Origin of the sequence: Pseudomonas piscis, from assembly GCF_009380155.1 — a bacterium.
Taxonomy (GTDB): domain Bacteria; phylum Pseudomonadota; class Gammaproteobacteria; order Pseudomonadales; family Pseudomonadaceae; genus Aquipseudomonas; species Aquipseudomonas piscis.
Map to the genome: position 1 here is coordinate 941,097 of NZ_WHUV01000003.1, position 15,753 is coordinate 956,849.

14 protein-coding genes are annotated in these 15,753 nt (G+C 63.5%); 8 read left to right on the forward strand and 6 right to left on the reverse strand.

The window, feature by feature from the left end; genetic code table 11:
• Positions 1–117: 117 nt before the first annotated feature.
• Complete coding sequence (locus GDH07_RS21410; protein WP_053133421.1) at positions 118–333, forward strand: DUF1127 domain-containing protein; 216 nt, start codon at positions 118–120, stop codon at positions 331–333.
• Positions 334–368: 35 nt separating this feature from the next.
• On the opposite strand, the gene GDH07_RS21415 is transcribed toward GDH07_RS21410, so the two are convergent.
• Positions 369–1,544 (reverse strand): GGDEF domain-containing protein, encoded by a 1,176-nt coding sequence (locus GDH07_RS21415; RefSeq protein WP_053133127.1) that lies wholly within the window; start codon positions 1,542–1,544, stop codon positions 369–371.
• Positions 1,545–1,805: 261 nt separating this feature from the next.
• Between GDH07_RS21415 and GDH07_RS21420 the strand changes: the two genes are divergently transcribed.
• The gene (locus GDH07_RS21420; RefSeq protein WP_152898806.1) at positions 1,806–3,020 is read left to right on the forward strand and encodes a winged helix-turn-helix domain-containing protein; all 1,215 of its coding nucleotides are present in this window, start codon (positions 1,806–1,808) and stop codon (positions 3,018–3,020) included.
• Between the two features lie 39 nt (positions 3,021–3,059).
• Here the strand turns inward: GDH07_RS21420 and GDH07_RS21425 are convergent, their stop codons facing one another.
• Positions 3,060–4,406: a class II 3-deoxy-7-phosphoheptulonate synthase gene (locus tag GDH07_RS21425; RefSeq protein ID WP_152898807.1), complete on the reverse strand. Its 1,347-nt coding sequence runs from the start codon at positions 4,404–4,406 to the stop codon at positions 3,060–3,062.
• 160 nt (positions 4,407–4,566) lie between these two features.
• Here GDH07_RS21425 and GDH07_RS21430 point away from each other — a divergent pair, with 160 nt between their 5' ends.
• Complete coding sequence (locus GDH07_RS21430) at positions 4,567–5,322, forward strand: spermidine synthase (RefSeq protein ID WP_022640060.1); 756 nt, start codon at positions 4,567–4,569, stop codon at positions 5,320–5,322.
• A gap of 518 nt (positions 5,323–5,840) precedes the next feature.
• Entirely contained in the window at positions 5,841–7,514 is a 1,674-nt protein-coding gene (locus GDH07_RS21440) for a DEAD/DEAH box helicase (protein WP_022640059.1), read from the forward strand.
• 82 nt (positions 7,515–7,596) lie between these two features.
• Here the strand turns inward: GDH07_RS21440 and GDH07_RS21445 are convergent, their stop codons facing one another.
• A complete protein-coding gene (locus GDH07_RS21445) occupies positions 7,597–8,364 on the reverse strand; it encodes a DODA-type extradiol aromatic ring-opening family dioxygenase (RefSeq protein ID WP_152898808.1) in 768 nt (255 codons plus the stop codon).
• A gap of 102 nt (positions 8,365–8,466) precedes the next feature.
• Between GDH07_RS21445 and GDH07_RS21450 the strand changes: the two genes are divergently transcribed.
• The gene (locus GDH07_RS21450) at positions 8,467–9,132 is read left to right on the forward strand and encodes a thiopurine S-methyltransferase (protein WP_152898809.1); all 666 of its coding nucleotides are present in this window, start codon (positions 8,467–8,469) and stop codon (positions 9,130–9,132) included.
• Positions 9,133–9,193: 61 nt separating this feature from the next.
• Here the strand turns inward: GDH07_RS21450 and htpX are convergent, their stop codons facing one another.
• Positions 9,194–10,081 (reverse strand): protease HtpX, encoded by an 888-nt coding sequence (gene htpX, locus GDH07_RS21455; protein ID WP_022640055.1) that lies wholly within the window; start codon positions 10,079–10,081, stop codon positions 9,194–9,196.
• Positions 10,082–10,386: 305 nt separating this feature from the next.
• Positions 10,387–11,598 (reverse strand): pyridoxal phosphate-dependent aminotransferase, encoded by a 1,212-nt coding sequence (locus GDH07_RS21460; RefSeq protein ID WP_022640054.1) that lies wholly within the window; start codon positions 11,596–11,598, stop codon positions 10,387–10,389.
• Positions 11,599–11,822: 224 nt separating this feature from the next.
• Between GDH07_RS21460 and msrB the strand changes: the two genes are divergently transcribed.
• The 3 genes from msrB to GDH07_RS21475 all read left to right on the forward strand — a co-directional run bounded on the left by msrB (position 11,823) and on the right by GDH07_RS21475 (position 13,417).
• Positions 11,823–12,215, forward strand: a complete 393-nt coding sequence (gene msrB / locus GDH07_RS21465) for a peptide-methionine (R)-S-oxide reductase MsrB (protein ID WP_022640040.1) — start codon at positions 11,823–11,825, stop codon at positions 12,213–12,215.
• Positions 12,216–12,473: 258 nt separating this feature from the next.
• Positions 12,474–12,959: a glutathione peroxidase gene (locus tag GDH07_RS21470; protein WP_022640039.1), complete on the forward strand. Its 486-nt coding sequence runs from the start codon at positions 12,474–12,476 to the stop codon at positions 12,957–12,959.
• Positions 12,956–13,417, forward strand: coding sequence for a MarR family winged helix-turn-helix transcriptional regulator (locus GDH07_RS21475; RefSeq protein ID WP_053133116.1), 462 nt, complete (start codon positions 12,956–12,958; stop codon positions 13,415–13,417). The genes GDH07_RS21470 and GDH07_RS21475 overlap by 4 nt, the downstream gene beginning before the upstream one ends.
• On the opposite strand, the gene GDH07_RS21480 is transcribed toward GDH07_RS21475, so the two are convergent.
• The gene (locus GDH07_RS21480) at positions 13,401–15,722 is read right to left on the reverse strand and encodes a hybrid sensor histidine kinase/response regulator (protein WP_152898810.1); all 2,322 of its coding nucleotides are present in this window, start codon (positions 15,720–15,722) and stop codon (positions 13,401–13,403) included. The two genes, GDH07_RS21475 and GDH07_RS21480, sit on opposite strands and share 17 nt — an antisense overlap.
• Between the last annotated feature and the right edge of the window lie 31 nt (positions 15,723–15,753).

Here is a 15,753-nt window from a genome sequence, read left to right on the forward strand (position 1 = left end):
GCGTTGGATGGGCAAGGATGATCCATCAAATCTTGAGATGTAGAGCATAAGAAACATTCGTTGGATTGATCATTCGCCCAGGCAGACACTGTCGTCATCCTACAGGAGGACAAGATGATGAAAGGTCAAAAGGGTTATCTGTTGGTCCAGTCGTTCCACGGCTTCTCGCTCGCGGCCTTGTGGCACAAGGTCGCGCGCTGGTACGTCCTGGGTCATGAGCGACGGATGCTGGCGGGCTTGAACGATGAGGCGCTCAAGGACATCGGCTTGTCCCGGGCGGATGTGGAGCATGAACGGGCGCGGCCGTTCTGGGACGATCCGTTGTTGAAATGAGTGCCCGCCGGTTCGCTGGCCAACGGCGTGCCGTTTCAGTGCACAGGTAGTTCGAAAGCGGGCCGCACCAGGGTTTGTACCCGGTTGCGGCCCTTGCCCTTGGCGTCGTACAGCGCTTCGTCGGCCTGGGATAGCAGGCGCGACAGGTCATAGTCCGGGGCCTGGCTGGTTACCACGCCGATACTGACGCTGAGCAGCCCGGGCTCGAGCAACGTCAGGTCGGCGAAGGTCTCGCGGATGCGCTCGGCCACCCGTACCGCCTCTTGCTCATCCACTGCTGCCAGCAGGCAGGCGAACTCCTCGCCGCCGATACGGCCGAAGGCGTCATTGGCGCGCAAGGTGCGCACCAATACCTGGCTGAAGGCGATCAGCGCCTGGTCGCCGGTCTGATGGCCGAAGGCGTCGTTCAGGCGCTTGAAGTGGTCGAGGTCGCACAACAGCAACGCCACTGGTACGCCTCGCCGTTGGCAGCCGGCCAGCAACCGTTCGCCATTGGCCATGAATGCCCGGCGATTGCCGATCCCCGTCAGGGCATCACAGAAAGCCGCGGCCTTGAAGCGTCGCTCCACTCGTTCCTTGACCATGGCCAGGGTCACGTAGGCGATGCCGATCACGTAGACCATCGCCTCGAACAGCATGAGGGAAAAGAACGGTACGCCTTCGCCTTGGCCATCCAGGGCCTGGGCCAGCCCCAGGCCCTGGTCGATGACGCTGCGCACGACATAAAAGCAGGTATGCAGGATGGTCAGCACCAGGGCCGGTACATAGGCCACTTCCAGGCTCCGGCGGCTGCGCCAGAACTCCAGGGCCGTCAGGGTTCCATAACCGCTCACCAGCAACGAATAGGCTGTGACCCGTACCGGCATCGATTCATGAAAGGCCGGGATCAGGCATAAGGCCAGCCACAGGCCGGCGCCGGCGAGCATGCCGGCTACATGGGGTTCGCGTCCGGCGAAGACCCGCATCGCCGTCCAGTTCAGGGCCGCGCTGAACAGCAGGACCACGTTGCCGAGCACCACGGGAACCCAGTGTTCTACGTGATGGCGCCAGCTCACCAGGGCCACGCCCAGGGAAGCCAGCAGCATCATGCCGCCCAGGTAGGCCAGTGGCCGTTCGCGGCTTTCCCGCAACCAGGCGTGCAAGGTCAGCAGGCCCATCAGGAAGAAGATGAACACGGATACCACGAGCAAGGTGGGGAGATGCAGCGTCATATCCTGGTTCTCGTCAGCAAGAGCGGAGCGGAAAACAACCGCCGGTGCGGCTAATTGCCATTAATGGGCGCGATTGTAGCCAGAACGGCGACAGGAGGGGGCAGTAACTGGTGCGCTGCAAAGGCGGCGAGTTTGCGCTTGCAGGGCAGTGCGGTGCTATCGATGGCTGCCCGGGTCGGTCGGTGTCGCGAAAATGCCCGGCGCCTGGCTATCCAAGTGGGGCGCGGCTGCGTTAGCGTGCGGGCAGACAAGGAGCATCCCATGACCGCAGCCCATTCCTTTTCCCTCAAGCAGGCTCGTCGACTGGCCTTGGCCGCCCAGGGGTTTGGCGGTCGCCAGCCGCCAGCGGCGATCAAGGCCGCGCGGCTCAACCAGCAGATAGAGCGCCTGGGCTTGTTGCAGATCGATTCGGTCAATGCCCTGGTGCGCGCCCATTACCTGCCGCTGTTCTCCCGCCTTGGAAGTTATCCACAGCAGTTGCTGGACCAGGCCGCCTGGAGCCAGGGGCGGCGACGTACCTTGTTCGAATACTGGGGGCACGAGGCGTCGCTGTTGCCGATGTCCATGTACCCGCTGATGCGCTGGCGGATGCAGCGGGCCAGCCAGGGCCAGGGCATCTATTCGCAGCTGGCGCGTTTTGGCCACGAACACCAGGCGACCATCGGCCGGGTCCTGGCCGCCGTCCAGGAACGAGGCGCGCTGGGCGCCGGCAGCCTGTCTACCCGTGAGGAGCGGGCGGGCCCATGGTGGGACTGGAGCGCAGAGAAGCATGCCTTGGAGTGGCTGTTCGCCGCCGGGGAAGTGACGGTGGCCGGGCGTCGTGGTTTCGAGCGCCTGTACGATTTGCCGGAGCGGGTGATTCCCCAGGCGATTCTCTGCCAGCCGCTGCCGGACGAGGCCCAGGCCCAGCGCCGACTGCTGTTGCAGGCGGCGCGGGCCCTGGGCGTGGCCACGGAAAAGGACCTGCGCGATTACTTTCGCCTCGATCCGGCGGACAGCCGTGCCCGGCTGGGCGAATTGCTCGAAGACGGCCAGTTGCTGGCCTGCCAGGTTCAGGATTGGCGCCAGCCAGCCTATTGCCTGCCCGAGGCCAAGGTGCCGCGCAAGGTCGCTGCCAGTGCCTTGCTGTCGCCCTTCGACTCGCTGATCTGGGAGCGCAGCCGCACCGAGCGTCTGTTCGATTTCCGCTATCGGCTGGAGATCTACACACCGCAGCACAAGCGGGTCTATGGCTACTACGTGCTGCCGTTCCTGCATGACGAGCGTATCGCCGCGCGGGTCGATCTGCGGGCGGAGCGGGTCCAGGGGCGCCTGGCGGTGCATGCGGTGCACGAGGAAACCCCAGGCCTGGACGAGCAGGGCATCCAGGCCCTGGCCGGGCAACTGCGGCAGATGGCGGATTGGTTGGGGCTGGCGGATATCCAGCTCAATTGTCAGCGCGAGGGGGCACGACGTTTGCGCCAGGTCCTGGCCTGAGCGCCGCGCGCCATGGCTGGCGCGGCGCTGTGATCGAGCCTAGCGCTTGACCTGCTTCAGTGTCTCGGCGATCAGAAATGCCAGTTCCAGCGACTGGTCGGCGTTCATCCGCGGGTCGCAGTGGGTGTGGTAGCGGTCCGACAGGCCATCTTCGGTGATGGGGCGGGCGCCGCCGATGCATTCGGTGACGTTCTGCCCGGTCATTTCGATATGGATGCCGCCGGCATAGCTGCCTTCGGCCTGGTGCACCTGGAAGAACTCCTTGACCTCGGTGAGGATCTGCGCGAAATCACGGGTCTTGTAGCCGCTGCTGGCCTTGATGGTGTTGCCGTGCATCGGATCTGAACTCCAGAGCACCCGCTTGCCTTCGCTTTCCACCGCGCGGATCAGCCGTGGCAGGTGGTCGCCGACCTTGTTGGCGCCCATGCGCACGATCAGGTTGAGCCGGCCCGGGTCGTTGTCCGGGTTGAGGATGTCGATCAGGCGGATCAGCTCGTCGCTGTTCATGCTGGGGCCGACCTTGACCCCGATCGGGTTGTTCACCCCGCGCAGGAATTCCACATGGGCGCCATCGAGTTGCCGGGTACGGTCGCCGATCCACAGCATGTGCGCCGAGCAGTCGTAGTAGTCGTTGGTCAGGCTGTCGCGCCGAACGAAGGCTTGTTCATAGTTGAGCAGCAGCGCTTCGTGGGCGGTGAAGAAGCTGGTCTCGCGCAGTTGCGGCGAGCTGTCCAGGCCGCAGGCGCGCATGAAAGCCAGGGTTTCATCGATGCGATCGGCCAGTTGGCTGTACTTTTCGGCCAGGGCCGAGTTGGCGATGAAGTCCAGGTTCCACTTGTGCACCTGGTGCAGGTCGGCGAAACCGCCCTGGGCGAAGGCGCGCAGCAGGTTGAGGGTGGCTGTGGCCTGGTGGTAGGACTGCAGCAGGCGCTCCGGGTCCGGTACCCGGCTCTTTTCATCGAAACCTATGCCATTGACGATATCGCCACGGTAGGCGGGCAGGGTCACGCCGTTGACCGTCTCGTCGTTAGCCGAGCGTGGCTTGGCGAACTGGCCAGCCATGCGCCCGACCTTGACCACCGGGCAACCGGCGGCAAAGGTCATGACGATGGCCATCTGCAGCAGCACCTTGAAGGTGTCGCGGATCTTCGCCGCGGAGAACTCGGCGAAACTCTCGGCGCAATCCCCGCCTTGCAGCAGGAAGGCCCGGCCCTGGGTGACTTCGGCGAACTGGCGGCGCAACTCCCGGGCCTCCCCGGCGAATACCAGGGGCGGATAGCTGGCCAGGGTCTGCTCGACCTTGAGCAGGTGTGCCGCGTCGGGGTAGTGGGGTTGTTGCTGGATCGGCAGGGCGCGCCAGCTGTCGGGGCTCCAGGGTTGGCTCATCGCAGACTCGAATGCTTTACGTTGGGATGGGCATGTTAGCAGCAAATTAGTGCGTGACCTGTTCCTGCGCCTTGGTCGACAATCGCGCCTTTGCCCTCGCTACCGAGCGGCAGGTTTAGCGCCCTGGCAAGGTTCCCGGCCCGGGCGACGAGGAGATGAAATGACTGAGGAACGCGTCGAACGCGTACTGGCCGAGGTTCACGACGAGTTCGGCATGATCCGGGTCCTGGAAGTGGCCGATTACCGCTTCCTCGAATTCGGTGAGGCCATCGAGCAAAGTTGCGTGTTCACTGCCGACCCCAGCTGGCTGGAGTACGACTACACCCGGGCCATGCTGATCGGCGCGCTGTGCCATGACGCACCGGAGAGCGCGCTGTTTCTTGGGCTTGGCGCCGGCACCCTGACCCAGGCGTGCCTGAAGTTCTTGCCCCTGGAGGACGTCGAGGCCATCGAGCTGCGTCCGGACGTGCCGCGCCTGGCCATCCAATACCTGGGGCTGGACGATGATCCGCGTCTATATATAAGGATCGGCGATGCCTTGGAGCTGCTGGAAAGCGCCGAGCCCGCCGACCTGATCTTCGTCGACCTGTATACCGATGTTGGACCGGGCGTCGGGCACCTGGCCTGGGGGTTCCTGGAAAACTGCCAGAAGCGTCTCAATCCGGGTGGCTGGCTGGTGATCAACCAATGGGCCACCGATGACGGCAAGCCCCTGGGCGCCGCATTGCTGCGTGGCCTCTATCACCGCCACTATTGGGAGCTGCCGGTGAAGGAGGGCAATGTGATCCTGATCGTCCCGGCCGACCTGGAACAGGAGCTGGACATGCCGGGCCTGGTCGCCCGGGCCGAGGCCCTGGCACCGCGCCTGGGGTACTCGTTGCAGTCGTTGATCAAGGACATCCGGCCCGCTACCTGAGCGGACGCGCCCGGCAGCGCTGGCGGCCAGGCTGGCCGGGTCGACAAGTATCGGTGTACTTGCATCGCGCAAGTGGCACCGTGGCCCGGGAGATCCGGACGCCATTCTCTGCAGCAGGCGAGGCAGTTTGCCGCAGTAGCTTGGCGTCACGAGGTGAACCGTTTAAGCCAGGGGCCCGAATACGCTTGGGTTCGAGCCCGATGGCCGGCCTTCCGAAACGGCGCAAAGCCTGTGGTAGTCGGGGGTTTGGCGGATTTTTCCGACAAAAAAAACTCCCTTTTTTGAGTAATTCCGGTATAGTGCGCGCCGGCCTTTAGCAGGGCCTCGTTTAGGTAACGCATTTCCCCGAAGTCAGCTTCGGCTGCTTGTCCGCTTCGCGGACTATCCTTGACGTTCATTTCTTTCAATCGTTTTCGCAAATCCCCGCCGACAAAGCTGCCAGGGTGACTCATCGAGTCTTACACGGCATGCGCAGCTTTGGAGCATGGGTCTTTGCGGATGCACTTAGAGGCAGACCCATGACCCAGGAAATCGGCGGCTTCGCCGCTCTTGAACTTCATCCCAGTATTGTTGCTGCAGTAGTCGCCACCGGCTACGAAGAGCCTTCGGCCATTCAGCAGCAATCGATCCCGATCATCCTCGCCGGTCACGATATGATTGGCCAGGCGCAAACCGGTACCGGTAAGACCGCTGCCTTTGCCCTGCCTATCCTGCACCGCATCGATCCGTCCAAGCGCGAGCCGCAAGCTCTGATCCTGGCCCCAACCCGCGAGTTGGCGCTACAAGTAGCAACCGCCTTTGAAACCTACGCCAAGCAAATGCCGGGCGTGACCGTTGTGGCCGTCTACGGCGGTGCGCCGATGGGCCCACAACTCAAGGCAATCCGTAACGGCGCACAGATCGTTGTCGCCACCCCGGGCCGTCTGTGCGACCACCTGCGTCGTGACGAGAAGGTCCTGGCCACCGTGAACCACCTGGTTCTCGACGAAGCCGACGAAATGCTCAAGCTGGGCTTCATGGATGACCTGGAAGTGATCTTCAAGGCCATGCCCGAATCCCGCCAGACCGTACTGTTCTCGGCCACCCTGCCGCAGTCGATCCGCGCGATCGCCGAGCGTCACCTCAAGGATCCGAAGCACGTCAAGATCCAGAGCAAGACCCAGACCGTCACCGCGATCGAGCAGGCCCACCTGCTGGTTCACGCCGACCAGAAGACTGGCGCGGTCCTGAGCCTGCTGGAAGTCGAGGACTTCGACGCCCTGATCATGTTCGTGCGCACCAAGCAAGCGACCCTGGACCTGGCCAGCGCCCTGGAAGCCAAGGGCTACAAGGCCGCCGCGCTGAACGGCGATATCGCCCAGAACCAGCGTGAGCGCGTCATCGACTCCCTCAAGGATGGCCGCCTGGACATCGTTGTGGCCACTGACGTCGCCGCCCGTGGCCTGGACGTACCGCGCATCACCCACGTATTCAACGTGGACATGCCTTACGATCCGGAATCCTACGTCCACCGTATCGGCCGTACCGGTCGTGCGGGTCGCGAAGGTCGCGCGCTGCTGCTGGTGACTCCACGCGAGCGTCGCATGCTGCAAGTGATCGAGCGTGTGACCGGGCAGAAAGTGGCTGAAGTCCGCCTGCCGGACGCCCAGGCCGTACTCGACGCGCGCATCAAGAAGCTGACCAACGGCCTGGCGCCACTGGTAGCTGACGCCGAAGCGTCCCATGGCGATCTGCTGGACCGCCTGACCGCCGACATCGGTTGCAGCCCGCGCGCCCTGGCCGCGGCCCTGCTGCGCAAGGCCACCAATGGCCAGGCGCTGGATCTGGCGACCATCGAGAAAGAGCGTCCGCTGGTGCCGAACAATGCCCCACGTGGCGAGCGTTCCGAGCGTTACGGCGACCGTCCTGATCGTGGTGATCGCGAGCGTCGCGCTCCGGCTCCACTGGCCGAAGGTCGTGCTCGTTGCCGTACCGCGCTGGGCGCCCGTGATGGCATCGCCGCCAAGAACCTGTTGGGTGCGATCCTCAACGAAGGTGGCCTGGCCCGTGAAGCCATCGGCCGTATCCAGGTACGCGATAGCTTCAGCCTGGTAGAGCTGCCGGAAGACGGTCTGGACCGCCTGCTGGCCAAGCTCAAGGACACTCGCGTTGCCGGCAAGCAGCTCAAGCTGCGTCGCTACCGCGAGGATTGATCCGCTCCCTGGGCTGATCGATCACGCATGAAAAATCCCCGGCTGGTCCGGGGATTTTTTTTGCCCGGGATTTACCCGCGCTTCAACCGAAGCGATAGATATCCATGCCCAGCGCGCCCATGGTGAAACCCTGGTGGGCCATGCTGAATGCGCCACCGGCGCCCCGGGCGAAATACAGCGGCAGCAGATGTTCGTCGCTGGGGTGGCTGCGTACGGCATGGGGCGCCTGTCGCCGGTAGTCATGCAGCGCGGCCTGGTCGTCGCTGGCCAGCTTGTCGATCATCCAGTCGCGAAAGGCCTGGGCCCAGGGGGTGACGCTTTCCGGGCCGGCATGCCAGTCCAGTTCCCGCAGGTTGTGGGTGATGCTGCCGGAACCGATCAGCAGCACGCCTTGCTCGCGCAGGCTGGCCAGGGCCTGGCCGATGCGGGTCTGTAACGCCGGGCCCTGCTGGCTGGGCAGGGACAGCTGGACCACCGGAATGTCCGCCTGCGGGTACATCAGCGACAGCGGGACCCAGGTGCCATGGTCGAAGGGCCGTTGCTCGTCGAGTCGCGCCGGCAGGCCATTGGCCGCCAGCAATTGCACGACCTGGGCGGCCAGCCCGGGATCGCCAGGCGCCGGGTACTGCACGGCGAACAGGGCGGCGGGGAAGCCGCCGAAGTCATGCCAGGTCTCCGGGTGCGGATGGGCGCTGACCCGCAGGTCGGAGCTTTCCCAGTGGGCCGACACCACCAGGATCGCCCGCGGCCGGGGCAGTTGCGCCGCCAGGCGGGCCAGGGCAGGGCCGCTGTCGCCGGGCTCCAGGGCCAACATGGGAGAACCATGGGAAATGAACAGGCTGGGGAGCATGAAGAAGGTCCTGAGGGTTAAGATGCGCCATCTTCAATCAGATCATTGATCTAAATCTAATATAAGTTTTAGGGCTTTTTGATCGAATTCCAAGGACATTCCATGCAAGCGGACTTTTGGCACAAACGCTGGGAACGCGACCAGATCGGCTTCCACCTGGCGCAGGTCAATCCTTATCTGCAGCAGTACTGGCCGGGGCTTGGACTCGCTGACCAGGCCCGGGTGCTGGTACCGCTGTGCGGCAAGAGCCTGGACCTGGCCTGGCTCGCCAGTCGCGGGCATCAGGTGCTGGGGATCGAGCTGTCGGAGAAGGCGGTGGAGGATTTCTTCCGCGAACACCAGTTGCAGCCGCAGGTCAGCCAGCAAGGGGCGTTCAAGGTCTATGCCCATGGGGCGATCCAGCTCTGGTGCGGCGACATCTTCGCCCTGGCCGCCGAGGATGTCGCCGGCTGCACGGCCCTGTACGATCGCGCGGCGATGATCGCCCTGCCGCGGCAGATGCGCCAGCGCTATGCCGCGCACATCAGTGGCTTGTTGCCCCACGGTAGCCGTGGGCTGCTGATTACCATGGACTACGACCAGGCGCAGCTCGACGGGCCGCCATTCGCCGTGCTGGACGATGAGGTGCGCGAGAGCCTGGAGGGTAGCTGGCAGCTGCAGGTGGAGACCGAGCGCGACATCCTCGGTGAAAGCTGGAAGTTCCTCCAGGGCGGGGTCACCCGGCTGGTGGAGCGGGTCTACCGCCTGGAGAAGACCGGCACCCGCTGAGCTTTCCGCGACCATGAAAAAGGGCGACTTGCGTCGCCCTTCTTGTTGTTGCCGGAGTGGATCAACCGCGACGGCGCAGGGCGTCGATACGGTCTTCCAGCGGTGGGTGGCTCAGGAACATCCGGGCCAGGCCCTGCTTGATACCGCCGTTGATGCCGAAGGCATTCAGGGTATCGGGCATGTGCACCGGCAGGCCCTGTTCCGAGCGCAGGCGCTGCAGGGCGCCGATCATCGCATTGGTGCCGGCCAGGCGCGCACCAGCTTCGTCGGCGCGGTATTCGCGTTGGCGCGAGAACCACATGACGATGGCGCTGGCGAGGATGCCCAGGACCAGCTCGGCGAAGATGGTCGCCACGTAGTAGGCCATGCCCTGGCCTTCCTCGTTCTTGAAGATCACCTTGTCGACGAAGTTGCCGATGATCCGCGCGAAGAACATCACGAAGGTGTTCACCACGCCCTGGATCAACGCCAGGGTCACCATGTCGCCATTGGCGACGTGGCCGATCTCGTGGGCCAGCACGGCCCGCACTTCATCGGGGGAGAACCGCTCCAGCAGCCCTTGGCTGACAGCTACCAGGGCATCGTTCTTGTTCCAGCCGGTGGCGAAGGCATTGGCCTCGTAGGCCGGGAAAATCCCCACTTCGGGCATCTTGATGCCGGCTTCGCGGGACAGTTGTTCAACGGTCTGCAACAACCATTGCTCATGGCGGGTGCGCGGCTGGGTAATGATCTGCGTGCTGGTGCTCATCTTCGCCATCCACTTGGAGATGAACAGCGAGAACAGCGAGCCGGCGAAACCAAAGACCGCACAGAAAATCAGCAGCTGATTGAGGTTCAGATCAACCCCGTTGGCCGCCATGAACCCGTTGAAGCCGAAAAGGCTCAGGGTAATGCTGGCAATCAGCACGACCGCAAGGTTAGTGGCCAAAAACAGCAGGATTCGCATCATGGTTGTAGAAATCTCCTCAAGCTAAAGATGTAGCGTTCCGCGGGGGTATATAAGGCGCGGCAAGCACCGATTCAACACGGCTTCTATTTCAAACTATGTCGCATGGGGCGGGGCATGACAGGCGTGTGGCAAGTTCATGACCGATCGCCGTGGACGACCGTCGTCCAGCTGCGACGCAGACGCTGTGACAGTGGCAACGACGGAAAGTGCAAGCTTAGTAGAAGGGGGGCGGGGAGGGTCAGTGAAGATGTGTTGCTGAATTAATCGCAGTGCGATCCGCGAAAGATCGCACTGCATTTGAGAAATTACTGACGATAGGACTTGAGGAAGTTGCCGATCCGGCCAATGGCCTGTTCCAGGTCGTCGACCCGGGGCAGGGTCACTACCCGGAAGTGGTCCGGCCATGGCCAGTTGAAGGCGGTGCCTTGCACGACCAGGAGTTTCTCGGAGAGCAGCAGGTCGAGGACGAACTTCTCGTCGTTGTGGATCGGGCAGATCTTCGGGTCGATCCGCGGGAAGGCATACAACGCGCCCATGGGCTTGACGCAGCTTACGCCGGGAATGTCGTTGAGCAGTTCCCAGGTGCGGTTGCGCTGCTCCAGCAGGCGGCCAGGCGGCAGGACCAGGTCGTTGATGCTCTGGTAGCCGCCCAGGGCGGTCTGGATCGCATGCTGGCTGGGCACGTTGGCGCACAGGCGCATGTTGGCCAGCATGTCGATGCCCTCGATGTAGCTCTGGGCATGCTGCTTGGGACCGGAAATGGCCACCCAGCCGGAGCGGAAGCCGGCCACGCGGTAGGACTTGGACAGGCCGTTGAAAGTCAGGCACAGCAGGTCCGGGGCCAGGGAGGCGGTGCAGATATGCACGGCGTCATCGTAGAGGATCTTGTCGTAGATCTCGTCGGAGAACACCACCAGGTTGTGCTGGCGTGCCAGCTCCAGCATGCCCAGCAGCACTTCCTTGGGATACACGGCGCCGGTGGGGTTGTTCGGGTTGATGATCACCAGGGCCTTGGTGTTCGGGGTGATCTTGGCCTTGATGTCGGCCAGGTCGGGCCACCAGTTGGCCTGCTCGTCGCACAGGTAGTGCACCGGGTTGCCGCCGGCCAGGCTCACCGCGGCGGTCCACAGTGGATAGTCGGGGGCCGGAACCAGCACTTCGTCGCCATTGTTGAGCAGGGCCTGCATGGCCATCACGATCAGCTCGGATACGCCGTTGCCCAGGTAGATATCCTCGATGCCGATGCCTTCCACCTGCTTCTGCTGGTAGTACTGCATCACTGCCTTGCGCGCGCTGAACAGGCCCTTGGAGTCGCTGTAGCCCTGGGCGGTCGGCAGGTTGCGGATCACATCCTGGAGAATCTCGTCCGGCGCCTCGAAGCCAAAGGGCGCTGGGTTGCCGATGTTCAGCTTGAGGATGCGATGGCCTTCCTCTTCCAGGCGTTTGGCGTGCTTGAGCACTGGGCCGCGAATGTCATAACAGACGTTGGCGAGCTTGTTCGATTTGCTGACCTGCATGGCGATGTGTTCCCGAAAATGAACGATCCAGGCGGAGGATGAACTACCGTACTGGGAATCCTGCCGTCCTACACCGGGCTGTAGCCCGCACCGGCTGCGGCAAAATCCGTTTGAATGGGTGTAGCGCGGCTGCCAGACTGGCGTCTGACGAGGCGCAATCATACGTGCCGCCCGATCCGTGGAAAAGATACAGATCGGGCTTTTTCCGTTGCAGAGGAAGGACCATGGAAAAGCTGGAAAAAACCCTGGAAGAATGGCGGGCGATGCTCGATCCGGAGCAATACAACGTCTGCCGGCTCAAGGGCACCGAACGCCCGTTCTCGGGCAAGTACAACGGCACCAAGACCGATGGGGTGTACCACTGCGTCTGCTGTGGCGAGCCGCTGTTCGACTCCAGGGCCAAGTTCGATTCCGGTTGCGGTTGGCCGAGCTTCTACGAGCCCATCGCCGACAGCGCGATGATCGAGATCCGCGACCTGAGCCACGGCATGATCCGCACCGAAGTGGTCTGCGCCAAATGCGATGCGCACCTGGGCCATGTGTTTCCCGATGGCCCGCCACCCACTGGCCTGCGTTATTGCATCAACTCCGTCTGCCTGGACCTGGTAGCCCGCTAGGCGGTAAGGCGGGACGATAAGCTAAGGAAATTGTAGGAGCGAGGCTTGCCCGCTCTGGGCTCCAGAGCGCTGCGTTCATCCAGTCAATACGCGCTAGTGTTGACGATCATCGCGAGCAAGCTTCGCTCCCATGGAGGATCACCTCGCTCGACTGACGGGCATCAGGCTCCATGGAGCCGATTTTTCGTGATTTAAATTGCATGCAATCTAATTGAGCACTATTTTTATCCGTTCCTAATCTTGAGTGGAGTTGCTGCCATGACCGATGCGTTGCTGACTATCCCCTGCACCACCATCAAGGGCGAGCAAAAGACCCTGGCGGATTTCGCCGGCAAGGCCGTGTTGGTGGTCAACACCGCCAGCAAATGCGGCTTCACCCCGCAATACAAGGGGCTCGAGCAGTTGTGGCAGTCCTACAAGGATCGGGGGCTGGTGGTCCTGGGCTTTCCGTGCAACCAGTTCGGCCAGCAGGAACCGGGCAACGAGGGAGCGATCTCGGAGTTCTGCGAGCTCAACTACGGCGTCAGCTTCCCGCTGTTCAAGAAGATCGAGGTCAATGGCGCCGGTGCCCATCCGCTGTTCGTCCAGTTGAAGAAGCGCGCGCCCGGACTCCTGGGTTCCCAGGGCATCAAGTGGAATTTCACCAAGTTCCTGATCGGCCAGGACGGCAAGCTGGTCAAGCGTTTCGCCCCGACCACCAAACCCCAGGACCTGGCCGGCGAGATCGAAGCCCTGCTCAAATGAACCACCTGCCCGATGCTTCGCTGCAACTGGACAGCCAGCTGTGTTTCAAGCTGTATGCCGCTTCGCGAGCGGTGGTGCGCGGCTACAAGCCGATGCTCGACCAGCTCGGCCTGACCTACCCGCAGTACCTGGTGATGCTGGTGTTGTGGGAGTGGCACGAGACGCCGCCGGCGCTGCCCACGGTAAAGGCCCTGGGGGAGCGCCTGGCCCTGGACTCCGGCACCTTGACGCCCCTGCTCAAGCGCCTGGAACAGTTGCAGTTGGTGCAACGCCGACGTTCCGGACGCGATGAGCGCGAGGTGCACCTGAGCCTGAGCGATACCGGGCTGGCCTTGCGTGAGCAGGTCAGGCCGCTCAAGGCGGCGCTGTTGTGCGAAAGCGGCGTCGATCTCGACAGCCTGGGCCCGTTGCGCGAACAGCTCGACCGCCTGCTGCTGCAGCTCAGAGCTTGCTCGTAGTCGGAACCCACAGGTCCAGCAGGGCGATCAGTTCTTCGCGCCTGAAGGGCTTGGCCAGGTAGTCGCTCATGCCGGCGGCCCGGCAGCGCTCGCGCTCCTCGGGCATGGCATTGGCGGTCAGGGCGATGATCGGCAGGTCCGGCCAGCGCCCGCTGCGGCGAATTTGCCGGCTGGCCTCGTAGCCATCCATGACCGGCATGTTGCAGTCCATCAGGATCAGGTCGAAATCGCTGTGCTCCAGCTGGTTGAGGGCTTCGGCCCCATGCACGGCCACGGTCACCGCGCAGCCGAGCTTGCTCAGCATGCCCTTGGCCACCAGTTGGTTCACCGGGTTGTCTTCCACCAGCAGAATGTTCGCCCGGCGGATCTGCACCGGCATCTCCAGTTGCGCATCGTTGAGGGTGACGGTTTCGGCCTGCAATGAACGGCGCAGGGTCTGGTACAGCGCGTTGCGTGCCAGAGGCCGGGCTTGTTGCTGCAGGGGGGCCAGGGCGCTGGCCTCCTCGCTGGGCAGGAAGCTGCCGTAGGCGGTCACCAGCAGGATCGGGGCGCTGATGGCCGGGCGCAGGCCGAACAGGCACTCCGGGCAGTCGGTGATCAGCAAGTCAGGATTGAGTCCGGCCAGCGAATCCTCGATGTCGCAACGCTGGTAGGTCAGGCCCCAGGCCGGCAACAGGCTCGACAGCAGCTCGGACAGGCCGCTGCCGCTATCGGTGATGGCGATGATCTTGCCGGACAAGCGCGGCGGCACGGCGGCCGGGGCGTGGCTGGGCAGCGGCAGGTCGGCGCAGAACTGGCTGCCGAACCCCACTTCCGAACTGATGCTCAGGCGGCCGTTCATGGCCTCGCAGAGGTTATAGGTCAGGGCCAGGCCCAGGCCGGTACCGCCGTACTGGCGGGTGATCCCGGCGCCGGCCTGTGTATAGGGCTGGAAGATCTTCACCTGGGCTTCCTGGGCGATGCCGATGCCGGTGTCGCAGATCTCGATGCGCACGCCGTCGGCCAAGGTGCTCAGGCGCACGTCGACCCGGCCGAAACGGGTGAACTTGAGGGCGTTGGACAACAGGTTGCTGACGATCTGCCGCACCCGCATCGGGTCGCCCAGCACCAGCGCCGGAAAGTCCGGGGCCACCAGGCAGGTCAGCTCTACGCTGGCCGCGGCGTTCTGCGACAGCAGGTTGGCGGTGTCCTCCACGAGCATCCCGAGATCGAAGGGGATGCGCTCGAGCTCCAGTTGCCCGGCGTCGAACTTGGACATGTCGAGGATATCGTTGAGCAGTTCCACCAGCACCTTGCCGGAGTCATGGGCGATGGATAGCTGTTGGCGTTGTTCGGGGTTCAGCGGACTGTCCAGGGACAGGGCGATCATGCCCAGCAGGCCGTTGAGCGGCGTGCGGATCTCGTGGCTCATGTTGGCCAGGAAGGCCGAGCGGGCCTGGGCCATGTCCAGGGCGGTCCGCCGGGCGGCTTCCAGCTCCTCGTTGGATTGGCTGAGGCTGGCGTTGCTGGCCTTGAGTTCGGTGGTGCGCGCCGAAACGATGTTCTCTAGCTGCCCGAGGTATTCGGTCAGGCGGTTCTCGGCATTGCGCCGCTGCTGGATCTCGGTGGCCATTATTTCGAACTGCTGGTTGGCCACCTTGACCAGGACTCCGACTTCGTCGTTCTCGTGGCCATGGGGGAAGTCCAGCTTGGCCTGCCGCGAGCCCCGTGGGTCGCGGCTGCTGAGTTCGCGGATCACCCCCACCAGGGGCTTGGTCAGCATCACGTAGAACAGCCCGAGCAGGATCCCGGTGAGGATCAGGCTGCGCACGAAGCCGTTGAGCAGGGTGACTTCGGCGCGGCGCAGGAAGCGGCTACCGAAGGCGTAAGTGTCGACGTCCAGGTGCAGGGTGCCGAGGGATTCCTCCGGCAGGTGGCTGAGGTAGAGGCGGTCTTCGAATTGCCGGTCGGCGCCGAACAGGAAGTCGCTGATGGCCCGATAGCGGCTCTGCAACGGCGGGCGCTCGACGTTGGCCAGCAGGGTATTGTTGTTGTCGATCAATTGCGCACGAATGATCGCCGGGGAGCGCAACAGGCCCAGGGTCAGTTCCTGTGCCAGCTCGGCGTCGATGTTGTAGGCGATGCGTGAGGCCGGGTTGTGGCTGATTTCCAGCAGCGAGTGGATTTCACGATTGATGGAGGCGTCTTCGCTGGCATAATCGATACCGATTTGCACCAGACTGAGCGCGGTCCCCAGAATGAAACCCACCAACACGGTGAGCCGGGCCTGTTTATAGGACAGGCGGTTGGTGAACTTGATATCCATGGGGGGTTGAACCACTTTCGTTTCCCTTCGC